We start from the raw sequence: 26,338 nt of genomic DNA on the forward strand, positions 1-26,338 counted from the left end.
GCCGGTGCCGGCCATTTCCGTCGTGACATGGAGAGTGGTTTGAACTCGGTAGCGAATACGGTGGCCTCTTCGCGCGGCACCGCGCGTCTTGAACTCGATGGGCTGAGCCGCTCCTTCGGCGCCTATAACGCGCTCGATGGCATCGATCTTGCGATCGAGCCCGGCGAATTCGTGGCTCTGCTTGGCCCGTCTGGCTGCGGCAAATCCACGGCGCTCAACTGCATCGCGGGCCTTCTGGGACTGTCTGGCGGAGAAATCCGTCTGGGTGGCAAACGCATCGACCAGCTGGAGCCCGAGCGTCGAGGGTTCGGGATGGTGTTTCAGAGCTACGCGCTTTTCCCGCATATGAGCGTGCGCAAGAATGTCGGCTTTGGTCTCACCATGCAGGGCATCAAGGGACCGGAGGCCGACAAGCGGATCAATGACGCCTTGGCGCTGGTGCGTCTGGAAAGCCAGGCGGACAAGCTGCCCGGGCAGCTCTCCGGCGGCCAGCAGCAGCGCGTGGCGATCGCCCGCGCCATCGTCATCCGCCCGCCTATCGTGCTCATGGACGAGCCCCTGTCCAATCTCGACGCCAAGCTGCGCCTGGAGATGCGCGCCGAAATCCGCGGCATCCACGACCAGATCGGCTCGACGACCATCTACGTCACGCATGACCAGGACGAGGCCCTGTCGCTTGCCGACCGCATCGTCGTCATGAGCCAGGGACACATCGAGCAGATCGGCTCACCGCAGGATCTCTATCAGCGCCCAGTCAATGTCGGCGTTGCCGACTTCATGGGCTTTCGGACCCGCGTGCCCGGCAAGGTCGTCTCGGTTTCCGGCGAGGAGGCCGAGATCGACGTCGCCGGCGCGCGCATCACCGGCACGATGCGCACGCCGCTCAAGCCCGGCGACGCCGCTATCCTTTCCGTGCGCCCCGAGGATCTGGTCGCGGCCGACGAGGGGATAGCCGCTACCGTATCAAGCATGGAATATCGCGGCCGCGCCTTCTTCGGTCTGGCGCGCTCGGCGGATGGATCCGACCTCTATTTCCGCGCCGACGACGCGTTGTCGCGCGGAACGGCGACGCGGCTGAAGCCGATCGCGGGCAGGGCGCTGGTGTTCGGGGATAGCGCACGATGAGCGCGCCGTCGCTTCGAACACGGTTGGCTGCCCGGGGCTTCGACGGCACCACTATGCTGATCCTCCCCGGCCTTGCCTTCATGATCGCGCTGTTCGTCTATCCGTTTCTCTACGGCGTCGTGGATTCGCTGACGCCGAAGGATGGAACATGGTATGCCAACTACGCCAAGTTCTTCAGCGATCCCTTCCAGTACAACACCATCGGCGCGACGCTTTGGCTGGCACTGCCGGTGACGATCATCAATCTCGCCTTCGCCGTGCCGGTCGCTTTCCGTGTTCGGCTTATGCACCGCCAGCGTCTGCTGACGACCATTCTGGTACTGCCAATCACGCTCGGCACGGTTTTCGTCGCCGATGGCTTGCTGACGTTCCTCGGACCACGCGGCTGGTTCAACCACACGCTTCTGATGATTGGCATTATCGACAATCCGATCAAGCTGACCAACAACTACTGGGGCGTCTTCGCGTCGCTGCTCATCACCGGCTTCCCCTTCGCCTTCCTGCTGACGCTCTCGTACATCACCGGCATCGATCCGGCGATCGAGCAGGCCGCCGCCACGCTTGGGGCCGGGCCGAGGCAGCGTTTTCTGCGCGTGTTCCTGCCGTTGCTGGTGCCGGGGCTTGCGGTGACCTTCTGCCTTGCTTTCGTTCAGGCGTTCGCGGTGTTCCCGTCTGCCGTACTGCTGGGTGCACCGGCAGGCCCGACCCGCGTCATCTCGATTGCCGCCTATCAGGCCGCGTTCGAGCAGTATGATCACTCGCTGGGCTCCGCGATCGCGCTAATCATGGGCGGCGTCGAACTGGCCGTGGTGCTGGCCGTTCTCGGCGCACGCTCGTTCTTCTACCGCGGCCCCGCCGGCGGCACGAAAGGCTGACCATGATCCGCGACCAAGGCCTCACCTCGAAGATTTGGCGTTTCGCCATATGGGCGCTGGCCACGCTCTTTGTCCTCAATCTGCTTGCGGTCATCGCCGCCGTCGTCGTCAACTCGTTCGCGACACGATGGCTCGGCACATGGCTGCCGGCTGGCTGGACAACGAAATGGTACCTCAGCGCCTGGAAGGAATTCCAGCTCTCCAGCGTCGTCCTCGTCACCTTCGAGATCGTTTTCACCGTCGTCATCATCTCCGGCATTCTCGGCGTGATGACTGCCTATGCGCTCGCGCGCCGCGATTTCGCCGGCAAGCGCGTGGTCATTCTGCTCTTCCTTCTGCCGCTGCTCATCCCGCCGCTCACCTACGGCATCCCGCTGGCTACGGTGCTCTACCAGCTCGGACTTGGCGGAACCTTCTGGGGCGTCGTTTTGATCAACGTCGTGCCGTCGCTTCCCTTCGTGGTCCTTGTGATGATCCCCTTCATTGAGCAGATCGATCCGCGCATCGAAGCCGCCGCCCGTGTCTTCGGTGCAGGCACCACCAGCCTGTTCCTGCGCATCCTGCTGCCATTGCTCCTGCCCGGCATGCTGGCGGCATTACTCTTGGTGCTGGTTCGCACCATCGCGATGTTCGAGCTCACCTTCCTCATTGCCGGGCCGACCACGCAGACCCTCGTCGTGTCGCTCTATTATGCGGTGTTTGCATCCGGCGTGCGGGCTGGCCAGTCGATCGATGCCATGGCAGTGGTCTATATGGTGACGACGCTGTTCTGGCTGGTGATCGCGCTGCAGTTCGTCAACCCGACGCAGATCGTGGCGAGGGCAAAGCAGCAGCCCGCGCACTGAGCCGGGCCGCTCGCCGCACTAGTCCTTCTGTTAACAGAAAACTTATTGAGTAGGGTGGGTGTTCTTGACTATCGGCAGGTGGCTGCCAAGTATTGTGGGCGTGACGGTCATTTCTTGAGGAATTTGATCATGGCGCAGTACAAAGAGACGAACCGCTTTCACTGTGAGAGCAGCTCGGGCGCGCATTACGTTGTTATCGAGCAGATCCTGACATCGCGTTTGGCGCTTGATGTCGCAACGCATCCGCGCACCGATTACGTTACCGACACCGGCGAGATCGCCGAGCGGCTGGATGACGATACCTTCCTTCTGCTTCTGTCGGCGGAAGTCCTGCATGTCGCCTGAGGCGGGGTGAGGCAGGAGAGTGCTGGAAATCCCGGCCGGATGGCATTATTAACTGGCTGAAACGACCTGCTCCAGGCGATTCTCGACGCGATCCGGAACGTCATGGCCGAAGAAGACACGCAATCCGACACACCGACCAGCCGCATGCAGAGCTGGGCGCGCAACTCGACCATCTATCGCCTCGGCCGGCAGATGATGACCGAGAAGCAGTTGGCCGACGCGATCTCGCGCAAGGCCAAACAAAAATTCGAGGACATATCCGAAGCTCAGATCAAGGCGCTCGCCGATCTCGCGGTTAAGTTCGGCCACGAGCAGGGCGGATTGAACGATGTCGCCTACGCCGAGATCAGCGTGCGATCCGGCGTGCGTAGCGGCCGATCGAAACGGATCATGGCGCAGAAGCTCGCGATGAAGGGTATCGACCGCGAGACCGCCGTCGTCGCGCTCGAGGAGAGCGACGATCTCGTGGCCGCTATCAACTTCGCCCGCAAACGTGGCTTTGGCCCCTTCCGGCGCGAGGAGGCCGACGAGAAGCGCTACAACAAGGAAATGTCGGCCTTCGCCCGCAACGGCTTCGGTTTCGAATTGGGACGCAACGTTCTCGGCATGAGCCGCGATGAAGCCGAGACCGTGCTCGACGAGCGACGGTCGTAGACACAGGCAGTCGGGCTCGAATTTCCGCCGTGTCGCGCCTCACATATGCAATGCGTGGCCAAGCGCCTTGAGCGCCGCTTCCTGAACGGCTTCGCTGCGCGTCGGATGAGCGTGGATCGTGCCGGCGATATCCTCGAGGCGAACGCACATCTCGATCGCCAGCGCAAACGCCGCCGACAGTTCGGAAACACCGCGACCGACCGCCTGCAGGCCAAGTACGAGCTTGGTGTCGGCGCGCGCTACCACCCGCACGAAGCCATCCTCGGACTGCATGGTCATGGCCCGTCCATTGGCCGAGAAGGGGAACTGGCCCACCCTGATCTCATAGCCTTGCGCGCGGGCTTCTTCCGGTGACAGTCCGGCGCTGACGATCTCGGGGTCCGTGAAGCAGACGGCGGGAATGCAGCGCTTGTCCCAACTGCGCGTCCGGCCGGCGATGAGCTCCGCGACCATCTCGCCTTGCGCCATCGCCCGGTGCGCGAGCATCGGTTCGCCGGTGATGTCACCAATGGCGTAAACCCCGCGCATCGACGTGCGGCACCGGTCATCGATGCGCAGATAGGGCCCGGCGCGATCGAGATCGAGTTCCTCCAATCCCACGCCTGTTGTTCGTGGCCTTCGCCCGACGGTGACGAGTATCCTGTCAGCCGGCAGCTTGACCTCGCGGCCATCGGCCTGCTCGATGATCAGGCTTTCGCCGGCATCGGAAAGCGCCTTTGCCTTGGCCGTCAGATGAAGCTCGATGCCGCGCTCCTTCAGCGCCTTCGCAACAGGCCGGACAAGCTCGGTATCGTATTGCGGCAAGATCTGGCCCGTCGCCTCGACGATGGTGACTGAAGAGCCCAGCTTGGCGAAGGCCGTGCCGAGTTCTAGGCCGATATAGCCGGCGCCGACAACCACCAGCCTTTCCGGCACGCTCTGCAGCGCCAGCGCCTCCGTCGAGGAGATCACCCTTCCACCGAATGGAAGCCCCGGCAGTTCGACCGGCTCGGAGCCTGCCGCGATCACGATATTCTCCGCGCGGATGAGCTGTGCGCCGGTCTCCGTGTCGACCTCGACTGTCTTTCCATCGCGAAACCGCGCCCGCCCATGGACCTGCTTCACCCTTGCCTTCTGCAGCAAGGCTGCAACGCCACCGGTGAGACGGCCAACAATCCCGTCTTTCCAGGCGATCGTCTTGGCGAGATCGATCGCCACGCCTTCGGCACGGATGCCAATGGGATGGTGACCGCTCGCCATCCGGCGCGCGGCATCGAATTCGTCGGCGGCATGGATGAGCGCCTTGGAGGGTATGCAGCCGATATTGAGGCAGGTGCCGCCGGGCTTTTCCATTTCGACGATCACGGTGTCGATGCCCAACTGACCGGCGCGGATCGCGCAGACGTAGCCGCCGGGCCCAGCGCCGATGACCAGCAATTTGCAGACGATCTCTTTCATGGCCCTCAGCCTTCGATGAAAATCAGCGCCGGCGTTTCAAGCAGCACGCGGATGCGCTGGATGAAGGTCGCCGCATCCCAGCCGTCGATGATGCGATGGTCGAAGCTGGAGGAAAGGTTCATCATCTTGCGCGGTACGAATTGCGTCCCATCCCAGGCGGGGCGGGTGGCGATCTTGTTGACGCCGATGATCGCGACCTCAGGATGGTTGATCACGGGCGTCGAGACGATGCCCCCAAGCGCGCCAAGCGAACTAATGGTGATGGTCGAGCCCGTGAGTTCGTCACGCGTCGCGGTTCCGTTGCGCGCCGCCTCCGCCAAGCGCGCCATCTCGCTGGCGCAGTCCCAGATCGTGCGGGCCTCGGCGTGGCGCACCACCGGCACCACGAGGCCGGCAGGCGTCTGTGCCGCGATGCCGACGTGAACGCCGCCGGAGCGGGTGAGGATGCCGGCATCATCGTTGAAGGTGGCGTTTATATCGGGCTGGTCGGCAACAGCCTTGACGATTGCCCGCATCAGGAAAGGGAGGATCGTCAGTTTCGGATGCTCCGGCTTGCGGTCCCGGTTCATCGTCGCCCGCAGATCCTCCAGCGCCGTCATGTCGATTTCCTCGACATAGGTGATATGCGGGATGCGCGAGGTGGAGAGCGACATCTTCTCGGCGATCCGCCGCCGCATACCGGTCAGTTTGACGTCCTCGGTCGTCGTATTTCTGGCGAACGGGGTAGGGGCTGCAACCGAGGTTGTACCGCGTGCAAGATATTGCTCAACATCTTCGCGCAGAATGCGTCCGTCCGGACGGTTTGGCGGTACTTGTCTGAGGTCGACCCCGCTTTCACGAGCGAAGAGGCGGACGGAAGGCGATGCCAGCGACTTCTCCTGCGGTCCGGTGTTTGTCAGCTGGGACAGCGCTTGCTTGGTCTGCGCCGGCTGCGGCCTAGCAGGCGCTTCGCTTTCACTGGCAGCGGCGGACGGTTTCTCGCTCGCCAGGGGCGCGGATTGAGCCGGCGCCTCATCTCCACCTACTGTCTCTATCCTCACCAACGGCGCCTTTACAGCCACGGTGTCGCCCACTTCCGCGCCCAGCCAGGTTACCGTGCCGCTGACCGGCGACGGGATCTCGACGGTTGCCTTGTCAGTCATCACGGCCGCGATCACCATGTCCTCGCGAACCGGATCGCCGGCCTTCACATGCCATTCGACCAGCTCCGCCTCGGCCACGCCTTCACCGACATCCGGCATCTTAATCGTGAACTCGCCCATCCTCACGCCTCCATGACTTCGGCAAGCGCCCGTCCGACGCGCGCGGGGCCGGGGAAATAGTCCCACTCCTGCGCATGCGGATAAGGCGTATCCCAGCCCGCGACCCGCACGACCGGCGCCTCAAGATGGTAGAAACAATGTTCCTGTATCAGCGCCACGATCTCGGCCCCGAAGCCCGACGTCAGCGTTGCCTCATGGACCACGACGCAGCGGCCGGTCTTCGACACGGATTGCACGATGGTATCGAGGTCGAGCGGCAAAAGACTGCGCAGATCGATCACTTCGGCATCAACGCCGGTATCTTCCGCCGCCGCGAGCGCTACATGCACCATCGTGCCATAGGCAATGACCGTGACCCCGCTTCCGGCACGGCGGATTTCCGCCTTGCCGATCGGGATCGCATAGTGGTCTTCGGGCACCTCACCGAGCTCGTGCTTTGACCATGGTGTGACCGGACGCTCGTGGTGGCCATCGAAGGGACCGTTATAGAGCCGCTTCGGCTCGAGAAACATCACCGGGTCCGGGTCCTCGATCGCGGCGATAAGCAACCCCTTGGCGTCATAGGGGTTGGAGGGAACGACCACTTTCAGGCCGCAGACATGGGTGAACAGCGCTTCCGGGCTTTGACTATGCGTCTGCCCGCCGAATATCCCGCCACCCGTCGGCATCCGGAGCACGATCGGGCATGTGAAATCGCCATTCGAGCGATAGCGAATGCGCGCCGCTTCCTGGGTGATCTGGTCATAGGCCGGATACATGTAATCGGCGAACTGGATCTCGACGCAGGGCTTCAGCCCATAAGCCGCCATGCCGATCGCCGTGCCGACGATACCGGATTCGCTGATGGGCGTGTCGAAGCAGCGTGTCTTGCCGTATTTCGCCTGAAGCCCCTGCGTGCAGCGGAACACGCCGCCGAAATAGCCGACATCCTCGCCGAACACGACGACGTCCTCGTCCCGGGCCATCGAGATATCCATGGCGCTGCGCACCGCCTCGATCATGGTCATGCGCGCCATATCAATACCCCGCTTTCTGCCGCTGGCGGCGGATGTGCGGCGGCATCTCGGCGTAGACGCCCTCGAAAATGTCGCGCACCGAGGGCTTGCCGCCGGCATGCAGCGTTCCGTGTTCCTCGGCGCGCTTTTGCGCATCGATCACCTCGTCCAGGATCTCGGCCTCAGCCTGAACGTGACGCTCCTCCGACCAGACACCCTTGAGGATCAGATGCTTCTTCAGCCGCAGCACGGGATCTCCGAGCGGCCATGCGTCGGATTCGGTCTTCGGGCGATAGGCGCTCGGATCGTCAGAGGTCGAGTGGGCGCCGACGCGATAGGTGACATATTCTATCAGCGTCGGACCCAGATTGCGCCGCGCCCGTTCCGCCGCCCAGCGCGCCACCGCATAGACGGCCAGATAGTCGTTGCCATCGACGCGCAGTGCCGGGATGCCGAAGCCGAGCCCGCGAGCGGCAAACGTGCCGGAACCGCCGCGCGCGATGCCTTGAAAGGTGGAAATCGCCCACTGATTGTTGACGATGTTCAGGATGACCGGCGCCCTGTAGGTCGAGGCGAAGACGAGCGCCGAGTGAAAATCGGACTCTGCCGTCGAGCCGTCGCCGATCCAGGCAGCCGCGATGCGGGTGTCGTTCTTGATCGCCGACGCCATCGCCCAGCCGACGGCCTGGACATACTGCGTGGCAAGGTTGCCCGAGATGGTGAAGAAGCCGTGCTCCTTGGAGGAGTACATGATCGGCAGTTGCCGTCCCCGCAGCGGATCGTTCTCGTTGGAGAAGATCTGGTTCATCATCTCGACCATCGGATAGTCGTCGGCGATCAGGAGGCCGGCCTGCCGATAGGTCGGGAAATTCATGTCCCCCTTGTTCAGCGCCTTGCGCACGGCGCAACTGACCGCCTCCTCACCAAGATGCTGCATGTAAAAGGACGTCTTGCCTTGGCGCTGCGCCATCAGCATGCGTGCGTCGAAGGCGCGCAGCTTCATCATGTTGCGCAGCCCGGTCAGAAGCGCCTCGTCCGAGAGCAATCCCGCCCAGGGGCCGACGGCTTCACCCTCCTGGTTGAGCACGCGGATGATCGAATAGGCGAGATCGCGAATGTCTTCGGATGCGACATCCACCTCCGGGCGCGGCACGGCGCCGGCCTTGGCGATCTTGACGTTGGAGAAATCGGGTAGACCGCCAGGGCGAACGGCGGGTTCGGGGACGTAGAGGCTCAGTCGTTGACTGTCTGGCATTTCCTGTGTTCCTCCTCCGCTCGCGTCGATCCTCTCCTCAGGAACGACGCGGCGTATTCTCCCTATAGATTGCGGGCGATCACCATGCGTTGCACGTCACTCGTTCCCTCGTAGATCTGGCAGATACGGACGTCCCGGTAGATGCGCTCGACGGGGTAATCGCTCATATAGCCATAGCCGCCGTGGATCTGGATCGCGTCGGAACAGACGCGCTCGGCCATCTCCGAGGCAAAGAGCTTGGCCATCGACGCCTCGGAAAGACATGGCAGACCCGCCTCGCGCAGACTTGCTGCATGGAACACCAGCTGCCGCGCCGCCTCGATTTGTGTCGCCATATCGGCAAGACGAAAGGCGACGGCCTGATGCTCGATGATCGGCTTGCCGAAAGCAGTCCGCTCGCGGGCGTAGTCGCGCGCTGCCTCGAAAGCCGCGCGCGCCATGCCGACCGCCTGCGCCGCGATCCCGATCCGGCCGCCTTCGAGATTGGCCAGCGCGATCCGGTAGCCATCGCCTTCCTCGCCGAGGCGAAGATCCGCGGCGATGCGCATGTCGTTAAAGGCGATCTGGCAAGTGTCGGAGGCGTGCAGGCCCAACTTGTGCTCGACGCGAATGACTTCGTATCCCGGCGTGTCGGTCGGCACGATGAAGGCGGTGATGCCCTTCTTGCCTGCCGCCGCGTCCGTCACCGCGAAGACGATGATCACCTGACCGTTTTTGCCCGAGGTGATGAACTGCTTGGCGCCATCAAGCACGTAGTGATCGCCGTCGCGTCGCGCGCGGGTGCGCAGATTGGAGGCGTCGGAGCCGGCCTGCGGTTCCGTCAGCGCGAAGCCGCCGATCCATTCGCCGGTGGCGAGCTTCGGCAGGAAGCGCTGTTTCTGCTCCTCGTTTCCGAATTTGAGGATCGGGACGCAGCCAACAGAACTATGAACGCTCATGATTGTCGAGCAGGGGCCATCGCCGGCGGCGATCTCTTCAAGTGCCGCCGCATAGGCAACCGTTCCCGTGTCGGAACCACCATAGGCCTCCGGCACCAGCATGCCGAGAAGGCCGAGTTCACCCATCTCATTCAGTTCGTCGCGCGGGAAGCTATGTGTGCGGTCCCGCTCGGCGGCGCCCGGCGCCAGTCGTTCGTGTGCGAAATCTCGCGCGAGGTCCCGGATTTGGCTCTGCGTGTCGGACAAGATCATCAGCGCGCCTCCTTTTCCCGCTCACTGCCGCTCGATGGCGATAGCGGTCGCCTCGCCGCCACCGATGCAGAGCGCCGCCATTCCGCGCTTCAACCCGTACAGCTCCAGCGCCGCTAGCAGCGTGACGATGACACGGGCGCCAGACGCACCGATCGGATGCCCAAGCGCGCATGCGCCGCCGTGGACGTTGACCTTGTCGTGGGGGATATCGAGATCACGCATCGCCGCCATCGGCACGACGGCGAAGGCTTCATTGATTTCGAAGAGGTCGACACTCGATAGCGGCCACCCCGTGCGCTCGAAGAGCTTTCTCAAGGCGCCGATCGGCGCCGTCGCGAATTCGCTGGGCGCCTGCGAGTGCGTGGCGTGCCCGACGATGGTCGCGCGCGGTGCAAGGTCGTGTTGGTCGGCCCGCGAGCGGCGCATCAGCACCAGCGCGGCGGCGCCATCGGAAATCGAGCTCGCATTGGCGGCCGTCACGGTGCCGCCTTCGCGGAAGGCCGGCTTCAGCCTGGGGACCTTGTCGATGCTGGCCTTGCCGGGCTGCTCGTCCTCACGGATGATCGCTTCGCTTTTCGCAGAGACGACCGATACAGGCACGATCTCGCGATCGAAATAGCCGGCTTCTATCGCCTTCTGTGCCCGCGTGAGCGATGTGATGGCATAGGCGTCCTGGGCCTCGCGCGTGAATTGATAGGCCTCGGCACAGTCTTCCGCGAATGTCCCCATCAAGCGCCCCTTGTCATAGGCATCCTCGAGCCCATCGAGGAACATATGATCGATCACGCGTCCATGGCCCAGCCGGTAGCCGCCACGAGCACGATCAAGTAGATAGGGCGCATTCGTCATGCTTTCCATGCCGCCCGCGATCACCACCGAGGCGCTGCCGGCGCCGAGCAGATCATGGCCGATCATTACGGCTTTCATGCCGGATCCGCACATCTTGTTCACGGTGCTGGCGGCAGTGGAAAAGGGGAGGCCAGCACCAATCGCCGCCTGTCGTGCCGGTGCCTGACCCTGGCCAGCGGCTAGCACGCAGCCCATGATGACCTCGTCGACATTCTCGGCGGGGACTTGGCTTTGCGAGAGCGCCGCTGCGATTGCCGATCCACCCAGCTGCGGTGCGGCCAAGGACGAAAAAGTTCCCTGAAAGCCACCAATCGGCGTGCGGGCGGCGCCTGTGATCACAATCGGATCCTGCATCGTCATCGCGACCTCCTCCTCGAAGCCGGCATCGGGATCTGCCTTAGGGCATCACGCAATTGCCCCTCCCGCGACCGGGAAGAACAAACATCGTCAAGCTGCACGGTTCTCCTCCCATGCATCATCTCGTGGATTGCACTTCGCCGCATCAACCTCCAGCGGCACTTCAGGCAATCAAGACAATGCAAAGTCTATGCGCGCTCTTCGTTGAAAGCGATGGCAAATTGTTGCGATGTTTATCCGCAGCGGGCAACGAAGTTGCCGGATGCATGGCTGTGTCAGACCGATCGTTGCGGCGCGGCTCAGCCGCGCTGCTGGACCGGGTTGCGCCCCGAATCCAGCTTCATCGTCCGGCGATTCCGCCCCTTATCGGCCGTAGCGGGCGAGCGACAGGTCGCTGACGTCGATATCCGCCTTTCGGCCACTGACGACATCCGTCAGCACCCGTGCGGAGCCGGTGCTCATCGTCCAGCCAAGCGTTCCGTGCCCGGTGTTGAGGAAAAGATTGCGGATGTTGGTCGCACCGATGACCGGCGTGCCATCCGGCGTCATGGGACGTAGTCCGGACCAATAATTGGCGGCCTTCAGATCGCCGCCGGGGAAGAGATCGCTGACCGAATGCTCCAGCGTTCTCCGGCGCGCGGGGCCGAGGTCGTTCGTATAGCCGGAAATCTCCGCCATGCCGCCGACACGGATGCGGTCGCCGAGGCGCGTGATGGCGATCTTGTAGGTCTCGTCCATGACCGTGGACTCAGGTGCGCGCGACGCATCGGTGATCGGGATGGTCAGCGAATAGCCCTTTACCGGGTAAACCGGAAGCTTGATGCCTGACGGTTTCAACAGCAGCGGCGAGTAGCTGCCGAGCGCAACGACGACGGCATCAGAGAGAACCTTACCGGTGTCGGTGACGACGCCCTTCGCTTGTCCGGCCTCGATCACAAGCCCCTTGATCTGGCGTCCATAGTCGAAGGTCACACCCATCGACACGCATTTGGCGGCGAGCGCATTGGTGAACTTGAAGCAATCGCCGGTCTCGTCCTTGGGCGTCAGCAGGCCGCCGACGATCTTGTCGCCGACGTGGCGCAACGCTGGCTCCATGCGGATGCAACCCTCACGGTCCAGCACTTCGTAGGGAATGCCGTCAGCCGCCAGCGCCTTCACATCCTTGGCCGACGCATCGAGCTGCGCCTGCGTGCGGAAAAGCTGTAGCGTGCCCTGCATGCGCTCGTCATAGGCGATATCGGTCTCGGCGCGCAGCTCGGCCAGCGACAGGCGGCTGTAATCGGCAAGGCGCAGCATGCGCGACTTGTTGATCGCGTAGCGTTCGGATGTGCAGTTGGCGAGCATCCTGATCATCCAGGAGATCATCGCGTAGTCCACCTTCGGACGGAGGACGAGCGGCGCATGCTCCATGAACAGCCACTTCAGTGCCTTTTGCGGAATACCCGGCGCTGCCCACGGAGAGCAATATCCGAAAGACACTTCGCCGGCATTGGCGAAGCTGGTTTCGAGAGCCGGGCCGGACTGCCGGTCGATAACGGTGACCTGATGCCCCGCCTTGGCCAGATAGTAGGCGCTGGTGACCCCGATGACGCCGGCGCCGAGAACTGTGACTTTCATGTTTGCCCCTCTTATGTATGCTTTTTTATCAGATGTATTGGCGATGATAGCGCTGGCCGAGGCCCGTGAGTATCTCATACGAAATGGTGCCGGCATCGCGTGCGATGTCCTCAAGGCTTTGATCGGCGCCGATCAGTTCGACGAGGCTGCCAAGACCAATCGCATCGGCCGGAAGAGATGAAATGTCGATCGTCATGCTGTCCATGGACACGCGGCCAACGATCGGCAGGCGCTGGCCCTCAAGATAGGCCGCGCCACGTCCGCTAAGGCTTCTCGGCAAGCCATCGGCATAGCCAGCGGCGAGCGTCGCAAGCCGCATCTCCGACGGGGCCAGGTAAATACCGGCATAACCCACCAGTGCGCCTTCGGGCACGGTGTGCGTCTGGACGACGCGGACACTGAGTTGAACAACCGGTTTCATCGGATTGGCGATGCGATCGCTTGCCGCGCCGCCATAAAGCGCGATCCCCGGCCGCACCATGTCGCCATGAAAGTCAGAGCTGAGCAGAATGCCGCCCGAATTGGCGAAGCACAGCTTGGCCTGCGGAAAGGAGGTCGCGAGATCCTGCATGACGGCAAGCTGCGCAGCGTTCTGCGGGTTGTCGCTCTCATCCGCGCTGGCCAGGTGGCTCATGATGAACTGCAAGTCGATATCTCGTAGCAGCGTATGATCTTCCGCGAGAACCGATGCGTCCGCCACGCTCAGGCCAAGGCGCGACATGCCGGTGTCGAACTGAAGCACGGCGGGAAGGCGGACGCCGCGCCGTTCGGCGGCAAGAGACCAGTTATGAAGCTGCGCCATCGAGTTGAGAACCGGGATGATCCCGTTGGCGGCGGCAAATTCTTCACCACCGGGCATTAAACCGTTCAGAACAAAGAGCTTGGCGTCTGTTGGCAAATATCGCTTGAGGTTTCTGGCTTCGACGAGGTGTGCCACGAAGAAGTGGCGGCAGCCCTCCAGAGCCAGAGCACCGGCGACGCGATCTGCGCCCAGGCCATAAGCATCTGCCTTGACGACAGCGCCGCAAATCGATGGCGCGACGTGATTTGCGAGGAGCCGGTAATTCGCCCTGATTGCGTCGAGATCGATCGTGAGAACGCCCGACAACGCGTCATCACTGAGAATATTTGCGACGGCAGCGTCCATCATGATCCCCTTTGATTGTTGTCATGAAGATAGCGAAATAATCGAGCAATTTCTTGGTGATCAGCTTTGCAATATTGCAATCGATCGATGATTACGAAATTATCGAGCGTCAAAAGAGGAATTATTGCGCATGATCCTGGATGCGATCGATCGTAACATTGTCCGGCAACTCCGATTGAATGCGCGCATCGCCAACACGGCACTCGCGGCGGAAGTCGGCCTTTCACCGTCGGCCTGCCTTCGACGCATAGCGAGGCTCGAAAAATCGGGCCATATCAGGGGCTACACGGCCTTGATCGGCACCTCGGATAGCGATGATGCGCTTGCAGTTATCGTCAACATCACGCTCGATCGGCAGACCGAGGAGCATCTGAACAGGTTCGAGGCGGCCATCCGCCGATATCCGGAGATCCAGGAATGCTTCCTGATGACCGGCGGATCGGACTATATTCTTAAGGTCGAGGTCGAAAGCGCACGCGATTTCGAGCGAATCCACAAGGATATCCTGTCGACCTTGCCTGGCGTCGCACGTATCCATTCGAGCTTTTCGATCAGGGACGTGCTCAAGCGGGGACCACGAAAGGGCTGATCCGGATGGTGCCTCTAGGTTGCAACGCCTGTTTGGCGCGAACGTGTCGGATTGATAGGTCGGAGGAAGCGATGACAGTTGAGGAAAATTGCCGCCGCGCAGTGTGACTACAGGCGAAAACAACTGTCGCGGATGCGGAAAGATCGCTGGATTGCTATCCTTCGGCGAGACGCCATTCAGTGTGTTGGCGGGCGCAGGCTGGCGTTTGAGCCACTCTCCCGGTGAAAACGCTTTGCCCGCTTGGGTAGTTCTTGCACGCGCCTCGCATACATATTAATGGCTGTCGCGGTTGGCTAAGACGTGTGTCCAGCGAAGAAACCTGTAGCAATTTGGCGCCCGATGGATGCCCCAGGAGACCACTGTGCGTGAACGCCAGCAGACAGAGAGCGCGGCTGAAATCAGCAATGCGCGCCGATCTGGAACGGGCGAGGCCCTGTCTCGGCGGGAAATCGTGTCCTATGTGATCAACCTCGATCGCTCCATCGACCGCTGGCACCATATCGATAGCCAGGCCGAAGAATTCGGCCTTGATGTCCAGCGCATCCCTGGCGTCGAGATCGATGCCGCGAACGCTGCGCAATGGCCCGATTATGACCGTGCGGCCTTCATGCGCGGCAGCAGTCGTCCTATGCTGCCGCAGGAGTACGGCTGCTATCTCGCCCATGTCAGAGCGCTCAACGCGTTTCTGGAAAGCGAGGCCGAGTGCGCCGTCATCATGGAGGATGACGTCAATCTCAGCGCCGACCTCGTCTCGCGCGCTTACAGCGCGCACCAGGCTGCACCATTCGCCGAAGTCATCAAGCTGCTGAACCACCGCGTCGTCTGGTTCCGGCCAATCGCGCGGTCGGTCGGTGGCGATGTGATCGGAAAGTGTCTGTTCGGGCCGCAGGGGTCGGCTGCCTGCTACCTCGTCACCCGCGCCGGCGCGCGCAAGCTTGTTGATGCCCTCAAGGTGATCACATGCCCCTACGACGTTGCGCTTGAGCGTGGTTGGGCGACCGGCGTCAAGGTCTATACGCTGAAGGACGATCTGATCACCTTGTCGGTTCGGTCGAAAGAGAGCCAGATCGCCGATCGCGCGCGGTATCGCTCGATCAAGCTGCGCGGCTTCCGTAAAATTCCAACCCATATCTGGCGCATGGTGGAACTCTTTCGCCGGGTGCGGTACGCAGTCTCATGAGCCATCTGTTCCGAGCCATTTATTGCTATAGCATCGCGTGTCGGCCGCTATTGCTAAATCCGTCACGATTGAGCCAGCGCCATGTTTGACAACTACGTTCAGCGAGTTCTTGCATTGCCGCGGCCAGCGAAGCGGGTCATCGCGCTGCTATTCGATGCCTGCCTGTGCATCATCACGGTCTGGATCGCCTTCTGCTTTCGCTTCAACGACTGGTACCTGATGACGGGTGTGCAGTTCTGGACGATCCCCGTTTCGCTCGTCATCGCGCTGCCTTTGTTCATCACCTTCGGTCTTTACCGCGCCATCTTCCGCTTCATGGGCTGGGCTGCCTTTTCGACGGTCATCAAGTGCGTGCTGATCTACGGCGCCGTCTACATGGTGATCTTCACGGTCATCAGCGTGCCGAGCATCCCGCGCACCGTCGGCATCCTGCAGCCGATGCTGCTCCTTCTCGCCGTTGGCCTGTCGCGTTTCGTGGCGCGCTATTTCCTCTACGATGCCTACAGCGAGATTCTGGGCGAGGCCGCACCGATCCGCACCCTGGTCTATGGCGCCGGCACGCAGGGACGTCAGCTGGTAAGCGCCCTGGGCCACTCGGCCGAGTTCAAGGTCGTCGGCTTTCTCGATGACGATCGCGGCCTCAAGGGCATGTCGCTGAACGGCGTAAAGATCTACAGCCCTCTCAACATCGAGAAGGTGTGCGCGGATCTCGAGGTCAAAACCGTTCTCCTCGCGCTCCCGCAAATCGATCGCGGTCGACGCAACGAGATTATCGAGCGCCTGCGTTCCGCCAAGGTCGCCGTTCGCACGGTTCCCGATATCAGCGCGATTGCCACCGGACAGGCACAGCTGACTGACCTTCAGGACCTTGATGTCGAAGACCTTCTGGGCCGCACGGCGGTGCTGCCGAACAAGGCATTGCTGGAGCAGAACGTCCGAGATCGGATCGTCTTGGTGACCGGGGCGGCCGGCTCGATCGGAAGCCAGTTGTGCCGCGAAATCGCAAAGCTTGGCCCCAAGGCACTGCTGCTTTTGGACCAGAACGAGTTCGGCATTTATTCGCTCCAGGGCGAATTGGCTGGTGATAGTGAGGAGCCACCGTTTCCGATCGTTCCGCTGCTGGCGGACGTTTGCGACGAACACCGCATCAGCACGATCCTCCAGACCTGGAAACCTGCGACCGTCTATCATGCCGCCGCCTATAAGCATGTACCACTCGTCGAGCAAAATCCGGCCGAAGGTGTGAAGACGAATGTCTTCGGAACGCTGACTGTCTCCAAGGCCGCCTTGGCCGCCGGCGTCGAGCGCATGATTCTCGTCAGCACCGACAAGGCGGTTCGCCCAACCAATGTCATGGGTGCCACGAAGCGGCTGGCCGAAATGATCCTGCAGGCGCTCGCCGAAGAACGGAGGAACACGACCTTCTCCATGGTCCGCTTCGGTAACGTACTTGGCTCATCGGGCTCTGTTGTTCCGCTCTTTCGCCAGCAGATCAGCCGCGGCGGTCCGATTACGCTGACGCATGAGGATATCACGCGCTTCTTCATGACCGTGCCGGAAGCAGCCCAGCTCGTCATCCAGGCAGGTGCTATGGCGACCGGTGGCGATGTGTACCTGCTCGACATGGGCGAGCCGGTGAAGATCATCGACCTCGCGCGCCGCATGGTCGAACTGTCGGGCCTCACTGTCCAGGACGAGCAGAACCCCAGCGGCGATATCAGCATCGTGACGACGGGTCTGCGCCCGGGAGAGAAGCTCTACGAAGAGCTGCTGATCAACGATAATCCCGAGGTCACCGACCATTCGAAAATTCGACGCGCGCGCGAGCAATTCCTTGGCTGGGCGCAACTGTCGGCCAAGCTCGACCGACTTGCTGATCTCGCGCGCGATGGCGACGCAAGACGTCTCAAGGCGGCGTTGAGCGATCTTGTGCCGGGATATAGCCCGATGGAGGGCGTCGTGGATCTCGTGGCGCTCAGGCAGGAAGTATCGCAATGACGATATGCGTTCCGCCAAAAGGCGCCTTCAAGCGGAGCCCCACATGTTTCTCGTAACCGGCGCCTCGGGCTTCGTCGGACGGGGTCTCATGAAGACCTTGCGTCAGCGCGGCATGCCGTTTCGGGCAACCAGCAGACAGGGCGGCGGCGAGCTCTTTGCTGTCGGCGATATAGGCGGTAGCACCGACTGGTCGGCCGCTCTTGCCGGCATCGATACCGTCGTCCATCTGGCGGCGGTCAATCAGAACGTCGTCGAGGGTTCCCCAGCCGTTCTCGCGGAATATCGGTCGGTGAACGTCGAGGGAACGCTCAATCTGGCACGTCAGGCCGCAATCGCCGGCGTCAAGCGGTTCGTGTTCGTCAGCTCTATCAAGGTGAACGGCGAGGCGACGGCGAAGGGCAAGCCCTTCGCAAGTGCTGATGCGCCCGCGCCGGAAACCGACTACGGCCGGACGAAGCTGGAGGCCGAGCAGGGGCTGCGCGCGCTCTCCGCGAGCACGACAATGGAGGTCGTCATTGTCAGGTCTCCCCTCGTCTACGGCCCCGGTATGAAGGGGAGTTTCCAGGCTCTGGTGCGGCTCGCTCAGCGAGGCTTGCCGTTGCCCTTTGCCTCGATCAAAAATCGCCGCTCGATGGTCTATCTCGAGAACCTGACCGATCTGATCGTGACCGCCGCAACCCACCCGGATGCCGCAGGCGGCACGTTCATGGCTGCCGACCGCAAAAGCCCATCGACGCCAGAGCTGATACGCCTCATCGCGTCGGCGACCGGATCATCGACCCTGCTGCTGCCATTTCCACCGGCGCTCCTGGAGCTTGCTGGCGGCATCACGGGTAAGCGGGAACTGGTCAATCGCCTGACGCGGTCGCTCGAAGTAGACATCTCCGAAACCAGCCGTCGTCTTGGCTGGGTTCCGCCATTCGACATGAGCGACGGGCTGTCGCGCACGCTCGGCACCACACAACCCGCGAAGGACTGAGATGACATCGACGCTGAACCAGGGGATAAAACGGGCCTTCGATTTCTGCGCCGCCTTGGGTGGGCTGGTCGTCCTGTCACCCGTGTTGCTTGTGCTGACCATCATGGTCCGGCGCTCCTCGCCCGGCGGCGCGTTCTTCCGCCAGTTGAGAGTGGGCCGAGACGAAGTGCCGTTCACCTGCCTGAAGTTCAGGACAATGGCGGCCGGAACGCCGAATGTCGGCTCGCACGATGCGGCGGAATCCTGGATCACGCCGATCGGCAAGACGCTTCGCGCCTACAAGCTCGATGAGCTTCCACAGCTGGTGAATGTGCTGAAGGGTGAGATGAGCCTCGTCGGTCCGCGTCCGTGCCTGCCGAGCCAGCCGGATGTCATCGCTGCCCGCAGGGCCAAGGGCGTATTTGCTGTTCGCCCCGGCATCACCGGCCTCGCGCAGATTGCGGGCATCGACATGTCAACGCCCGAAAAGCTCGCCACGGCCGACGCCGAATATGTCAAAACCGCCAGCCTCTGGAACGATATCGCGATGATCCTCGGCTCCGTCATGGGCAAGGGCAAGGGCGACGCCGCGCGAAAGTAATTCGCGGCGCTTTACTCGACGCCTACGCCGCTGCCGGCAGGTGGGATGCTTCCGCTGCGGCCGGGCGCAAGCGCAGATTGCACCAGCAGGCGAAGGCCGATGTGACGAGCGCCAGGCTCTCGCCGATCGCCAGCCGGTTGTTGGAATTGCTGAGAAGCGTCAGCGCGAAGAAGAAAATGCAGACGAGATAGGTGTGCATCGCAGCGCGGGGAATGAGGCCCTGGCGATACGCTTTGCGAACCGAAACGATGAAGCTTGCCAGAATAAACGCCATGACGAAGGCGCCGAAGAGACCGAACCGGACCAGTATCTCCAGATAGCCATTGTGCAGCAGCGTGTAGGCCACGTGCGAGTAGCGCGTGTGCTGCCAGCGCTCCAGCCATTCATTGCCCCAACCAAAGACGGGCGCTGATGAGAAAAGCTCCCAGCCGTTCGACCATAGCTGCAGCCGCTCATCCATCGCTGTGGGCGTTTCGCCAGACTGGATCGCCTGCGTGACCGCATCGCCACTATTCGAACTGCCGATAATGCCGACGATCATCGACGCGGTCGCACGCACCGTCGGTCCCGCCGTCTTGTCGAGGTTGTGACGGACGACATAGATACCGCCGACGAACAGGATTGCGGCGCAGGCGATCAGCAATCCGCTGCGGGCGCGTATCCTGATATAGCGCAGGCCGAGCACGGCGATGACGGGCAGCGTGAACGCCATGGCCAGCCACACACCCTTGGATTTCGCGCCATAGATGGCGATGAGACAGAGAACGAGAATGATCGGCGCGATTACCTGCGCCAGGCGCGCGAAACGCGGATCGGCGTTCGGCGTGGTCACGTAGTGCAGCAGCCAGAAGGTCGTCGATACGAAGATCAGGCCGCAGGCGACGGCTCCATGGATCTGATTGTTCATAATGAGTGGGATGACGGCGACGCCGGTCGTGATCGTGCTGATGGTGAGGGCTACGGTGACCGCAAGCATGATCGAGGCCACGACGAAAAAGGCGGCGATGATCTTCTCCATCTGGCTTTCGTAGAGCGCGAACGCAATACCCAGGATCGGGAAGAACAGCGGGAACGCAAAGAGCCAGTCTGACCCGCCGTAATCATGGTGTTCCGTGGTCGCGTAAATATAGCCGAAACGCAGGATAACAAAAGCTCCCCATCCCATACAAAGCCAGCCCAGCCAGTTCGTGCGTGGGCGCGAGGGCTCCTTCATATAGTAGACCAGCGCGATGATGGCCAATATGGCCGAGGCGTAACGATAGGTGTCGCTTTCGACCAGCAAAGCGGAGGGCGAGAGCAGCCACAGAAGGCAGCCGAACAGTCGAAGGGGCAGGCTCATGGCTGCGCTGGATGCGCGGAACGAATTATCCAACACTTTGTACTTCTGTTCGCGCGCTTTTCCATGCGTCAATGTCGACGGCCGCTCTCATCACCGACATGACGAATGCCGCATCTCTTCACGAGCACGGCACGGTTGTTTGATGAAAACCATATTTACGAAAATAGTATGGCCGACAAGTCTGCCATCTGCGTCGTCCAGCCCAAAAAAATGGCCGTTGTCGCAAAACAACATGGGCGCGACATCATCGTCACTGGAAATCCTGAGCGATGGTCCGGCCACGTCCACTAGTGGGTTGCGCGGTTCTGCTTGGCGAGAGTGAGGATATAATCGTCGGCAATATCGGCGATGGCCATCGCGATTTCTGCAGGCGAAAATTCCACCTGCTTTTCGCCGAAGATCATCTGATGAACGGCTTCCTCAATCTGCTGACGGCAGGCCAACAATCGGTCGGCGTGACTAATTTCAATGGCAGGTATCTGCATGGCGTTTGTCCCCAATGTGCTGCGCCTGAAACGAAGTTCCGTGTCCAGATTGCTCCGGCGCTGATAGCCGCAAACGCGACCATGGCCACACGCATGCCCCGATCTTCACTTGCCAGTATAGAGCGTAAGTCCCGTGAATTGCGTGAAATCGATGTGACACCATTTAAAGTGGTTCTTTTAAATTACTTAACCTTAAAAGATAGAAGAGTGTTGCCTACCTCGCAGGGCGTGTGCCGCCTGTTTCTGCAACATTCAAGATGAAGCAAAAAGATTTTCCGGCGGTTCTTTACTTTTAGTTGCATTTTTTGGCGACGGCTTCATTATGCGCCAATATTCCTAATATTGTAGGCGAGGGACGCCATGAAGGCGAAATCGACGAACGCGATCGACGGCTATGTCGGGGAACGGGTAAGGCTGCGCCGCAAGATGCTCGGCATGAGCCAGGCCAGCCTCGCCGAAGCCCTGGGCATAACTTTTCAGCAGATTCAGAAATACGAAAAAGGCATAAACCGTATCGGCGCGAGCCGGCTTTTGCGGATGGCCGAAATTTTCGGTGTCACCGTTGGCTATTTCTTCGAGGATGGCGTTGGGGCAACGGGGGATGACAGCGTGCGGCCGGAAACGGACGCCGTCGCCGCCTTCATGGCCTCGAAGGAAGGCATAGCGCTCGGCAAGGCCTTCATCGCGATAGAAGACCCGAATGTGCGCCAGAAATTGCTAGCGCTGACGCGCAGCCTTGGCTCCTCGGGTATCGTCATCGCCGACCGCGACGGCGCCGATCAGACTTAAGATTGATGTAGGTGCCGGCGATGATGCGTTTTGGCTGGTCTCCGGCAATGCCTTCCCGTCGGTCGCGACCAACGGGTGAGCGGTCCTGACTGATTTCTCTCCGATCCCGAGCTATTCCGATCGGACCATGCCCGCGTCCGAGACGCTCCTGCGCGTGATGCCCCTGCTTCAGCGTTTCGGGATTACGCGCATTGCGCGCCACACAGGACTGGATCACATCGGAGTACCCGTTTGGTGCGCCTATGCGCCAAATGCACGGTCGGCCGTGATCGCCCAAGGCAAGGGGTTGTCGGACGAAGACGCCAAGGTGTCGGCGGTCATGGAGGCGCTGGAAAGGGCCGTTGCCAGCCGTCCCGCAGTCCCATCCTTTGATGCAACAGCGAGGCAGCTTCAGGAGCGGGGGCATCGGCTGGCGACGCTTGATGGCCTGATCGGCTTGCGCAAGGCCGATATCGGCTTGGATAACATCGTGGAATGGGCGACCGCGCGGGAGTTGCTATCCGGCACGCCCATTCATATCCCGCTGGAAGCCGCCGTTTTGGACCGGCGGCATGATAGCCGTTTCTGGGTGTCGTCGGATGGTCTTGCCTCAGGAAACAGCCTTGATGAGGCAGTGCTGCATGGGACGCTCGAGCGTATCGAGCGCGATGCGTTCGTTCTCTGGCAGATCGGCGATAGCGATCATCGGCATGCGACGTGCGTCGATCCAACCGCGTTCGGCGATGAGGTTCTGAACGGACTGGTGCGAAAGGTCGAGACCGCTGGCCTGGTGCTGAAGGTGTTCGACATTGGCAGCGATATAGCGGTTCCGTGTTTCACCGCGTTGTTGGGACCAAAGTCGGTTCTATCAGGTGCGGAGGTGCGTTTCACCGAGGTTACGGGTGGCAGCGGCGCCCATCCTTCGCCGGTGAGAGCCATCATCCGCGCCGTGACCGAGGCGGTCCAATCGCGGCTGACCTTTATCAGCGGTGCGCGCGACGACATCTCGCCTGACATGTTTCTGGCGGCATTGCCGGACCAGCTGCGCCGGAGTTTTCTGGCCGCGCCGGTCAAGACGCCGGTAAGTGCGCCTCTCATTGGGCTTTCGCTCCAGCAGTGCCTTGCTTTCACGCTGGATGCCTTGCGCGATGCGGGTATCACGACGGTGGCGGCGTTGACCTTGGGTGAACCCGATCTCCCCTTCAGTGTCGTGAAGGTCTTCGTACCGGAACTGGAAAATCCCGAGGGCAGGAGGAAGCGGCGATTTGGTAGCCGGGCTCTCTCGAAAGCCTTTCTGTCGTGACGGTCTGATCGTGACTGGCGCGGAAAGCTGATAGGTTTCAGCACCTTCAAGTTGTTTCACGCTTTATTCACGGGCGCGACGCACCCGGCTATCTTATGCTGCTCCCAGTTGGCGGAGAAGAAATATGAGTGCTGTACCCAAAAGCGACGGGGAAGATCGACGCGGTAATGTCCGATCGGTTGAAGAGATGAAGGAACTCGCGGCGCTCTCGCGTCTGATCGGCTATGCGCGATGCGCTGCTGAGGATGTCGAGCTTGTCGGCGCCATGCATTGGCTTGAACTTGCCATGCAGGCGGTCAACCGCGAGATACTTGCATCCCCGAACGTCGAGATGATCGCCCCTTACCTCGACACAACGACAGACCGTCGCAACACCCACTGACGAACAGGCTCGGCCCTCCTAGAGCCTTTCCTGGTTAGATTGAAGCATTCTGTTGGCTCAAACGGAGTCGGATGGCCGCCCGGCCGGCGCGCGTCGTAGCCAACGCATACGGCCAAGCCGGCCGGACGATCAGGCGGCCCGTTTCAGCCAACCCCGCAGGGGCCGGGCATCTTTCCGCCAGGGCAAAGGCGATCGGCTCGACCGTACCCGAGGTATGCCCTTCGCCAATCGCCTTTGCCCTGACGAAAACCTGCTCCGGCAGAATGCTTCAATCTAACCAGGAAAGGCTCTAGGCTACGTGTGAAGCCGCCGGTTGTTCGACGGCTTTCGCATAGACGCACAGGTTTTTCGACTGATCGAAGCCATTGGCGCGGTAGTAGTCCGCAACGCCGCCGGCCTGGCGGGACACCAGCCATATTTGCTTGTAGCGCAACCGCACCGCTTCGCGCTCGATATGCGAGAGAAGCATGGTGCCGATTCCCATCCTCTGATGCGATGGCGAGATGGCGATCTCGGCAATGTATAGGCCCGTGCCGATCGCCGATGTATATGGCGAGGCGAACACGAAACCAACGATCTGATCGCTGTCGAAGGCCGCCAAGGCTATAGTGCCGGCTGATGAACACAATTCGGCCAGGCGTCGCCTGGCATTGTCCAGATCCCAGCGCTCCTCCCAGGGGGGAGCGGCATATGCCTTGACGATGATGTCCGCGCTGGCCAGCGCCTCTGCCTGATCAATTCGTCTTACGCTGAACGTCATACGAACCTGCTACCGACCGATGCTCTTTTGCGTTAACCGGCACAATAAAACATAAGCATGCCTGCAGATGTTGTGACTTCGACGTGACACAGCCTACGGGTGAATCAAAAGCGCGCTACGTACATCCCCGAATGCAAGTAGGGCGAGCGCGCGGATATGATCGCGTTCCGATGTTGACTTTAGCATTCAGCATTCCAGATCCTTAACTTCGACTGTTTCGCGCTGACGTTTGGAGGAAATGCATGGCGGATTTGACAGTTTATATTGGATGGGATTCCCGCGAAGATATTGCCTACCAGGTTGCCAAGGCCACGTTGCTCAAGAACGCATCGATTGGTGTCGAGGTACACCCCATCAAGCTGCAGGAGCTTGTTGATCGGGGTGTGTACACCCGCGAAGTAGACCCTCTCGCATCGACCGAGTTTACCTATTCCCGTTTCTTCACGCCCTGGCTTGCCGGTTACAAGGGCTGGGCGCTGTTTTGCGACTGCGACTTCCTCTTCTTCGGCGATGTCGCCGACCTCCTGCGCTACAAGGACGACAGCAAGGCGGTTGCCTGCGTCCATCACGATTACACCCCCAAGGAGGGCGTGAAGATGGATGGCAAGGTGCAGACCAATTACCCCCGCAAGAACTGGTCCTCGTTCATGCTGTTCAATTGCGAGCACCCTTCCACCCGCCAGCTGACGCCCGAGCTCGTCAATTCGCAGACCGGCGCCTATCTTCACCGCCTTCAGTGGGCGGATGACAGCGAGATCGGCGAGATACCGGAAGAATGGAACTGGCTGGAAGGCTGGAGCACCAAGCCAACCCAAGGCCTTCCGAAGGCCGTCCACTACACCAATGGCGGCCCGTGGTTTCACAATTGGCAGGACGTCGAATACGCGGATGTCTGGCTTGAAAAGGCACGCGCGCTCGACCCGCATTTCGCACCTGTGTGACCGGTGAACCTCGGATTTCTGGCGCGCCTCCGCGCCGCCTTGTCAGGCGGAGCGCTGCGGATCGGGTATCGCCCGAATATGCCGTATCTGCCGAAGCTTCGCTATCGGCACGGCAAGATCGAAATCGGTGACCGGCTCTTCACTGAATGTGGTGTGGTCCTCGATGCGCAGAGCGGTAAGATCGAGATCGGAAACAATGTCTCGCTCAACGATTACTCGATCGTGCTGGGACATGGCGGTGTCAGGATCGGAGACAGTACCAGGATCGCGGCACATGTCGTCATCGTCTCGTTCGAGCACAGCTACGAGGACTCCACTGTTCTCATCAGGGATCAGCCGATCAAAAAGGGCAGGGTGGAGATCGGCAGGGACGTCTGGATCGGCGCGGGTGCCAAGGTGCTTGCCGGCAGCAACATCGCAGACGGCTGCGTCATCGGTGCGAATAGCGTCGTCAAGGGGGCGACAGAGCCGTTTGGTGTCTATGTGGGCTCGCCCGCGCGCTTAGTCAAAAAGCGCGCCTTGCCCGATATGAAAGCGCCCGACACGACAGGGAGGGAACGATGATCGACAGGGATGGAGACACCGGCTTCAGGACGACCAACCCTGCTGCGGCTGCCGCGGAGGAGTGGAGGTCGCTGCTGGCTGACTATAGCGATGTCGTTCTGGTCGCAAACAGCGATGAGGTGGATATCGAGGAGCTGAAAAGGCGCTTTCCCGACACAACGCTCTTCATTTTCTTCAACAAGGTCTTCAAGGTTCTGAGCGAACCCTTCCCCCGCCATTCCATGCTGTTTTCGAGAAGCGGAACGCTGGGCGCCAATCTCGTCAAGAGCGGCAAGGTCGATAAGGTTCTGCCCTATTTCGACACGCGCACCTTCCACGGTGTCGTGAACATCAAGGCCGGGCCCGACGAGCAGCTCAGCCCGGCGTCCGACTTCGGCGATGTTCATGTCCGGCACCTCGATCTGACTGATGTCTTCACGCCGTTCTACCCTCGCGCCAGCGTGCCGACGACGGGATTTGCGCTCTGCTTCTGGCTGACAACGCTCAATCTTGGCACCAGGATAACGCTTGCCGGCTT

At 61.3% G+C, this 26,338-nt stretch carries 28 protein-coding genes and 1 pseudogene; 18 read left to right on the forward strand and 11 right to left on the reverse strand.

Annotated elements, in window-relative coordinates:
• Positions 1-27: 27 nt before the first annotated feature.
• The 5 genes from D460_RS0124720 (at position 28) to recX (ending at position 3,844) form a co-directional block, all read left to right on the forward strand.
• On the forward strand, positions 28-1,125 hold the full coding sequence (locus D460_RS0124720; protein ID WP_026283503.1) for an ABC transporter ATP-binding protein: 1,098 nt from the start codon (positions 28-30) through the stop codon (positions 1,123-1,125).
• Positions 1,122-2,000 carry an ABC transporter permease subunit gene (locus tag D460_RS0124725; RefSeq protein WP_018901288.1) on the forward strand — a complete coding sequence of 293 codons (879 nt, stop codon included), beginning with the start codon at positions 1,122-1,124 and terminating at the stop codon, positions 1,998-2,000. Before D460_RS0124720 ends, D460_RS0124725 begins: the two co-directional genes overlap by 4 nt.
• Before the next feature lie 2 nt (positions 2,001-2,002).
• Complete coding sequence (locus D460_RS0124730) at positions 2,003-2,845, forward strand: ABC transporter permease subunit (protein ID WP_018901289.1); 843 nt, start codon at positions 2,003-2,005, stop codon at positions 2,843-2,845.
• A 129-nt stretch (positions 2,846-2,974) separates the two neighbouring features.
• Positions 2,975-3,190 (forward strand): hypothetical protein, encoded by a 216-nt coding sequence (locus tag D460_RS0124735; RefSeq protein ID WP_018901290.1) that lies wholly within the window; start codon positions 2,975-2,977, stop codon positions 3,188-3,190.
• Positions 3,191-3,292: 102 nt separating this feature from the next.
• Positions 3,293-3,844, forward strand: a complete 552-nt coding sequence (gene recX / locus D460_RS0124740; RefSeq protein WP_018901291.1) for a recombination regulator RecX — start codon at positions 3,293-3,295, stop codon at positions 3,842-3,844.
• Positions 3,845-3,883: 39 nt separating this feature from the next.
• Here recX and lpdA read toward each other — a convergent pair whose 3' ends face one another.
• The 8 genes from lpdA to alr form a co-directional block, all read right to left on the reverse strand.
• Positions 3,884-5,281, reverse strand: a complete 1,398-nt coding sequence (gene lpdA / locus D460_RS0124745; protein ID WP_018901292.1) for a dihydrolipoyl dehydrogenase — start codon at positions 5,279-5,281, stop codon at positions 3,884-3,886.
• Between the two features lie 5 nt (positions 5,282-5,286).
• On the reverse strand, positions 5,287-6,543 hold the full coding sequence (locus tag D460_RS0124750) for a dihydrolipoamide acetyltransferase family protein (protein WP_018901293.1): 1,257 nt from the start codon (positions 6,541-6,543) through the stop codon (positions 5,287-5,289).
• A 2-nt stretch (positions 6,544-6,545) separates the two neighbouring features.
• Positions 6,546-7,559: an alpha-ketoacid dehydrogenase subunit beta gene (locus D460_RS0124755; protein WP_026283504.1), complete on the reverse strand. Its 1,014-nt coding sequence runs from the start codon at positions 7,557-7,559 to the stop codon at positions 6,546-6,548.
• Between the two features lies 1 nt (position 7,560).
• A complete protein-coding gene (locus D460_RS0124760) occupies positions 7,561-8,793 on the reverse strand; it encodes a thiamine pyrophosphate-dependent enzyme (RefSeq protein WP_018901295.1) in 1,233 nt (410 codons plus the stop codon).
• Positions 8,794-8,855: 62 nt separating this feature from the next.
• Complete coding sequence (locus tag D460_RS0124765; RefSeq protein WP_018901296.1) at positions 8,856-9,983, reverse strand: acyl-CoA dehydrogenase family protein; 1,128 nt, start codon at positions 9,981-9,983, stop codon at positions 8,856-8,858.
• A gap of 21 nt (positions 9,984-10,004) precedes the next feature.
• Positions 10,005-11,192, reverse strand: a complete 1,188-nt coding sequence (locus D460_RS0124770) for an acetyl-CoA C-acyltransferase (RefSeq protein WP_018901297.1) — start codon at positions 11,190-11,192, stop codon at positions 10,005-10,007.
• A 360-nt stretch (positions 11,193-11,552) separates the two neighbouring features.
• The gene (locus D460_RS0124775) at positions 11,553-12,902 is read right to left on the reverse strand and encodes a D-amino acid dehydrogenase (protein WP_348625657.1); all 1,350 of its coding nucleotides are present in this window, start codon (positions 12,900-12,902) and stop codon (positions 11,553-11,555) included.
• Positions 12,835-13,953, reverse strand: coding sequence for an alanine racemase (alr, locus tag D460_RS0124780; protein WP_026283505.1), 1,119 nt, complete (start codon positions 13,951-13,953; stop codon positions 12,835-12,837). The genes D460_RS0124775 and alr overlap by 68 nt, the downstream gene beginning before the upstream one ends.
• A gap of 130 nt (positions 13,954-14,083) precedes the next feature.
• Between alr and D460_RS0124785 the strand changes: the two genes are divergently transcribed.
• The 5 genes from D460_RS0124785 to D460_RS0124805 all read left to right on the forward strand — a co-directional run bounded on the left by D460_RS0124785 (position 14,084) and on the right by D460_RS0124805 (position 19,279).
• Positions 14,084-14,542, forward strand: a complete 459-nt coding sequence (locus tag D460_RS0124785; RefSeq protein ID WP_018901300.1) for an Lrp/AsnC ligand binding domain-containing protein — start codon at positions 14,084-14,086, stop codon at positions 14,540-14,542.
• Between the two features lie 361 nt (positions 14,543-14,903).
• Entirely contained in the window at positions 14,904-15,722 is an 819-nt protein-coding gene (locus D460_RS0124790) for a glycosyltransferase family 25 protein (protein WP_018901301.1), read from the forward strand.
• An 81-nt stretch (positions 15,723-15,803) separates the two neighbouring features.
• On the forward strand, positions 15,804-17,720 hold the full coding sequence (locus D460_RS0124795) for a nucleoside-diphosphate sugar epimerase/dehydratase (protein ID WP_018901302.1): 1,917 nt from the start codon (positions 15,804-15,806) through the stop codon (positions 17,718-17,720).
• Between the two features lie 43 nt (positions 17,721-17,763).
• Entirely contained in the window at positions 17,764-18,699 is a 936-nt protein-coding gene (locus tag D460_RS0124800) for an NAD-dependent epimerase/dehydratase family protein (RefSeq protein WP_018901303.1), read from the forward strand.
• Between the two features lies 1 nt (position 18,700).
• Positions 18,701-19,279 carry a sugar transferase gene (locus tag D460_RS0124805; RefSeq protein ID WP_018901304.1) on the forward strand — a complete coding sequence of 193 codons (579 nt, stop codon included), beginning with the start codon at positions 18,701-18,703 and terminating at the stop codon, positions 19,277-19,279.
• A gap of 22 nt (positions 19,280-19,301) precedes the next feature.
• On the opposite strand, the gene D460_RS0124810 is transcribed toward D460_RS0124805, so the two are convergent.
• Positions 19,302-20,654 (reverse strand): O-antigen ligase family protein, encoded by a 1,353-nt coding sequence (locus D460_RS0124810; RefSeq protein WP_245267794.1) that lies wholly within the window; start codon positions 20,652-20,654, stop codon positions 19,302-19,304.
• Between the two features lie 69 nt (positions 20,655-20,723).
• Here D460_RS0124810 and D460_RS36115 point away from each other — a divergent pair, with 69 nt between their 5' ends.
• A complete protein-coding gene (locus D460_RS36115; protein WP_026283507.1) occupies positions 20,724-20,909 on the forward strand; it encodes a hypothetical protein in 186 nt (61 codons plus the stop codon).
• Here D460_RS36115 and D460_RS0124820 read toward each other — a convergent pair.
• Positions 20,906-21,103 carry a hypothetical protein gene (locus D460_RS0124820; RefSeq protein ID WP_026283508.1) on the reverse strand — a complete coding sequence of 66 codons (198 nt, stop codon included), beginning with the start codon at positions 21,101-21,103 and terminating at the stop codon, positions 20,906-20,908. The genes D460_RS36115 and D460_RS0124820 overlap by 4 nt on opposite strands.
• Here D460_RS0124820 and D460_RS36670 point away from each other — a divergent pair.
• The 4 genes from D460_RS36670 (at position 21,026) to D460_RS0124835 (ending at position 23,556) form a co-directional block, all read left to right on the forward strand.
• On the forward strand, positions 21,026-21,364 hold the full coding sequence (locus D460_RS36670; protein WP_210162761.1) for a hypothetical protein: 339 nt from the start codon (positions 21,026-21,028) through the stop codon (positions 21,362-21,364). The two genes, D460_RS0124820 and D460_RS36670, sit on opposite strands and share 78 nt — an antisense overlap.
• 99 nt (positions 21,365-21,463) lie before the next feature.
• Positions 21,464-21,892, forward strand: a complete 429-nt coding sequence (locus tag D460_RS0124825) for a helix-turn-helix transcriptional regulator (RefSeq protein ID WP_018901308.1) — start codon at positions 21,464-21,466, stop codon at positions 21,890-21,892.
• Positions 21,893-22,019: 127 nt separating this feature from the next.
• A complete protein-coding gene (locus tag D460_RS0124830) occupies positions 22,020-23,174 on the forward strand; it encodes a YcaO-like family protein (RefSeq protein ID WP_026283509.1) in 1,155 nt (384 codons plus the stop codon).
• A gap of 124 nt (positions 23,175-23,298) precedes the next feature.
• Entirely contained in the window at positions 23,299-23,556 is a 258-nt protein-coding gene (locus D460_RS0124835) for a hypothetical protein (protein ID WP_026283510.1), read from the forward strand.
• A 289-nt stretch (positions 23,557-23,845) separates the two neighbouring features.
• On the opposite strand, the gene D460_RS0124840 is transcribed toward D460_RS0124835, so the two are convergent.
• Positions 23,846-24,316 (reverse strand): GNAT family N-acetyltransferase, encoded by a 471-nt coding sequence (locus D460_RS0124840; protein WP_018901311.1) that lies wholly within the window; start codon positions 24,314-24,316, stop codon positions 23,846-23,848.
• A 242-nt stretch (positions 24,317-24,558) separates the two neighbouring features.
• Here D460_RS0124840 and D460_RS0124845 point away from each other — a divergent pair, with 242 nt between their 5' ends.
• From D460_RS0124845 to D460_RS33710, 3 genes and pseudogenes are all read left to right on the forward strand, one after another.
• Complete coding sequence (locus D460_RS0124845) at positions 24,559-25,257, forward strand: LPS glycosyltransferase (protein WP_018901312.1); 699 nt, start codon at positions 24,559-24,561, stop codon at positions 25,255-25,257.
• Positions 25,258-25,296: 39 nt separating this feature from the next.
• Positions 25,297-25,821: an acyltransferase gene (locus D460_RS0124850; RefSeq protein WP_245267795.1), complete on the forward strand. Its 525-nt coding sequence runs from the start codon at positions 25,297-25,299 to the stop codon at positions 25,819-25,821.
• Positions 25,818-26,338 (forward strand): annotated as a pseudogene (locus D460_RS33710) (3-deoxy-manno-octulosonate cytidylyltransferase); the annotation flags it as partial. The gene D460_RS0124850 and the pseudogene D460_RS33710, both read left to right, overlap by 4 nt.

This window comes from Rhizobium sp. 2MFCol3.1, assembly GCF_000377565.1.
GTDB lineage: Bacteria > Pseudomonadota > Alphaproteobacteria > Rhizobiales > Rhizobiaceae > Rhizobium.

Coding starts and splice junctions, on each gene's coding strand:
- D460_RS0124805 (WP_018901304.1), top strand. CDS start 18,701: ATGACATCGACGCTGAACCAGGGGATAAAACGGGCCTTCGATTTCTGC.
- D460_RS0124795 (WP_018901302.1), top strand. CDS start 15,804: ATGTTTGACAACTACGTTCAGCGAGTTCTTGCATTGCCGCGGCCAGCG.
- D460_RS0124755 (WP_026283504.1), bottom strand. CDS start 7,559: ATGGCGCGCATGACCATGATCGAGGCGGTGCGCAGCGCCATGGATATC.
- D460_RS36670 (WP_210162761.1), top strand. CDS start 21,026: ATGAACGGCTTCCTCAATCTGCTGACGGCAGGCCAACAATCGGTCGGC.
- D460_RS0124825 (WP_018901308.1), top strand. CDS start 21,464: ATGAAGGCGAAATCGACGAACGCGATCGACGGCTATGTCGGGGAACGG.
- D460_RS0124760 (WP_018901295.1), bottom strand. CDS start 8,793: ATGCCAGACAGTCAACGACTGAGCCTCTACGTCCCCGAACCCGCCGTT.
- D460_RS0124830 (WP_026283509.1), top strand. CDS start 22,020: ATGCCCGCGTCCGAGACGCTCCTGCGCGTGATGCCCCTGCTTCAGCGT.
- D460_RS0124725 (WP_018901288.1), top strand. CDS start 1,122: ATGAGCGCGCCGTCGCTTCGAACACGGTTGGCTGCCCGGGGCTTCGAC.
- D460_RS0124840 (WP_018901311.1), bottom strand. CDS start 24,316: ATGACGTTCAGCGTAAGACGAATTGATCAGGCAGAGGCGCTGGCCAGC.
- D460_RS0124820 (WP_026283508.1), bottom strand. CDS start 21,103: ATGCAGATACCTGCCATTGAAATTAGTCACGCCGACCGATTGTTGGCC.
- D460_RS0124730 (WP_018901289.1), top strand. CDS start 2,003: ATGATCCGCGACCAAGGCCTCACCTCGAAGATTTGGCGTTTCGCCATA.
- D460_RS0124720 (WP_026283503.1), top strand. CDS start 28: ATGGAGAGTGGTTTGAACTCGGTAGCGAATACGGTGGCCTCTTCGCGC.
- D460_RS0124735 (WP_018901290.1), top strand. CDS start 2,975: ATGGCGCAGTACAAAGAGACGAACCGCTTTCACTGTGAGAGCAGCTCG.
- D460_RS0124800 (WP_018901303.1), top strand. CDS start 17,764: ATGTTTCTCGTAACCGGCGCCTCGGGCTTCGTCGGACGGGGTCTCATG.
- recX (WP_018901291.1), top strand. CDS start 3,293: ATGGCCGAAGAAGACACGCAATCCGACACACCGACCAGCCGCATGCAG.
- lpdA (WP_018901292.1), bottom strand. CDS start 5,281: ATGAAAGAGATCGTCTGCAAATTGCTGGTCATCGGCGCTGGGCCCGGC.
- D460_RS0124835 (WP_026283510.1), top strand. CDS start 23,299: ATGAGTGCTGTACCCAAAAGCGACGGGGAAGATCGACGCGGTAATGTC.
- D460_RS0124845 (WP_018901312.1), top strand. CDS start 24,559: ATGGCGGATTTGACAGTTTATATTGGATGGGATTCCCGCGAAGATATT.
- D460_RS0124765 (WP_018901296.1), bottom strand. CDS start 9,983: ATGATCTTGTCCGACACGCAGAGCCAAATCCGGGACCTCGCGCGAGAT.
- alr (WP_026283505.1), bottom strand. CDS start 13,953: ATGGACGCTGCCGTCGCAAATATTCTCAGTGATGACGCGTTGTCGGGC.
- D460_RS0124785 (WP_018901300.1), top strand. CDS start 14,084: ATGATCCTGGATGCGATCGATCGTAACATTGTCCGGCAACTCCGATTG.
- D460_RS0124770 (WP_018901297.1), bottom strand. CDS start 11,192: ATGACGATGCAGGATCCGATTGTGATCACAGGCGCCGCCCGCACGCCG.
- D460_RS0124750 (WP_018901293.1), bottom strand. CDS start 6,543: ATGGGCGAGTTCACGATTAAGATGCCGGATGTCGGTGAAGGCGTGGCC.
- D460_RS36115 (WP_026283507.1), top strand. CDS start 20,724: ATGCCGCATCTCTTCACGAGCACGGCACGGTTGTTTGATGAAAACCAT.
- D460_RS0124775 (WP_348625657.1), bottom strand. CDS start 12,902: ATGCCGGCACCATTTCGTATGAGATACTCACGGGCCTCGGCCAGCGCT.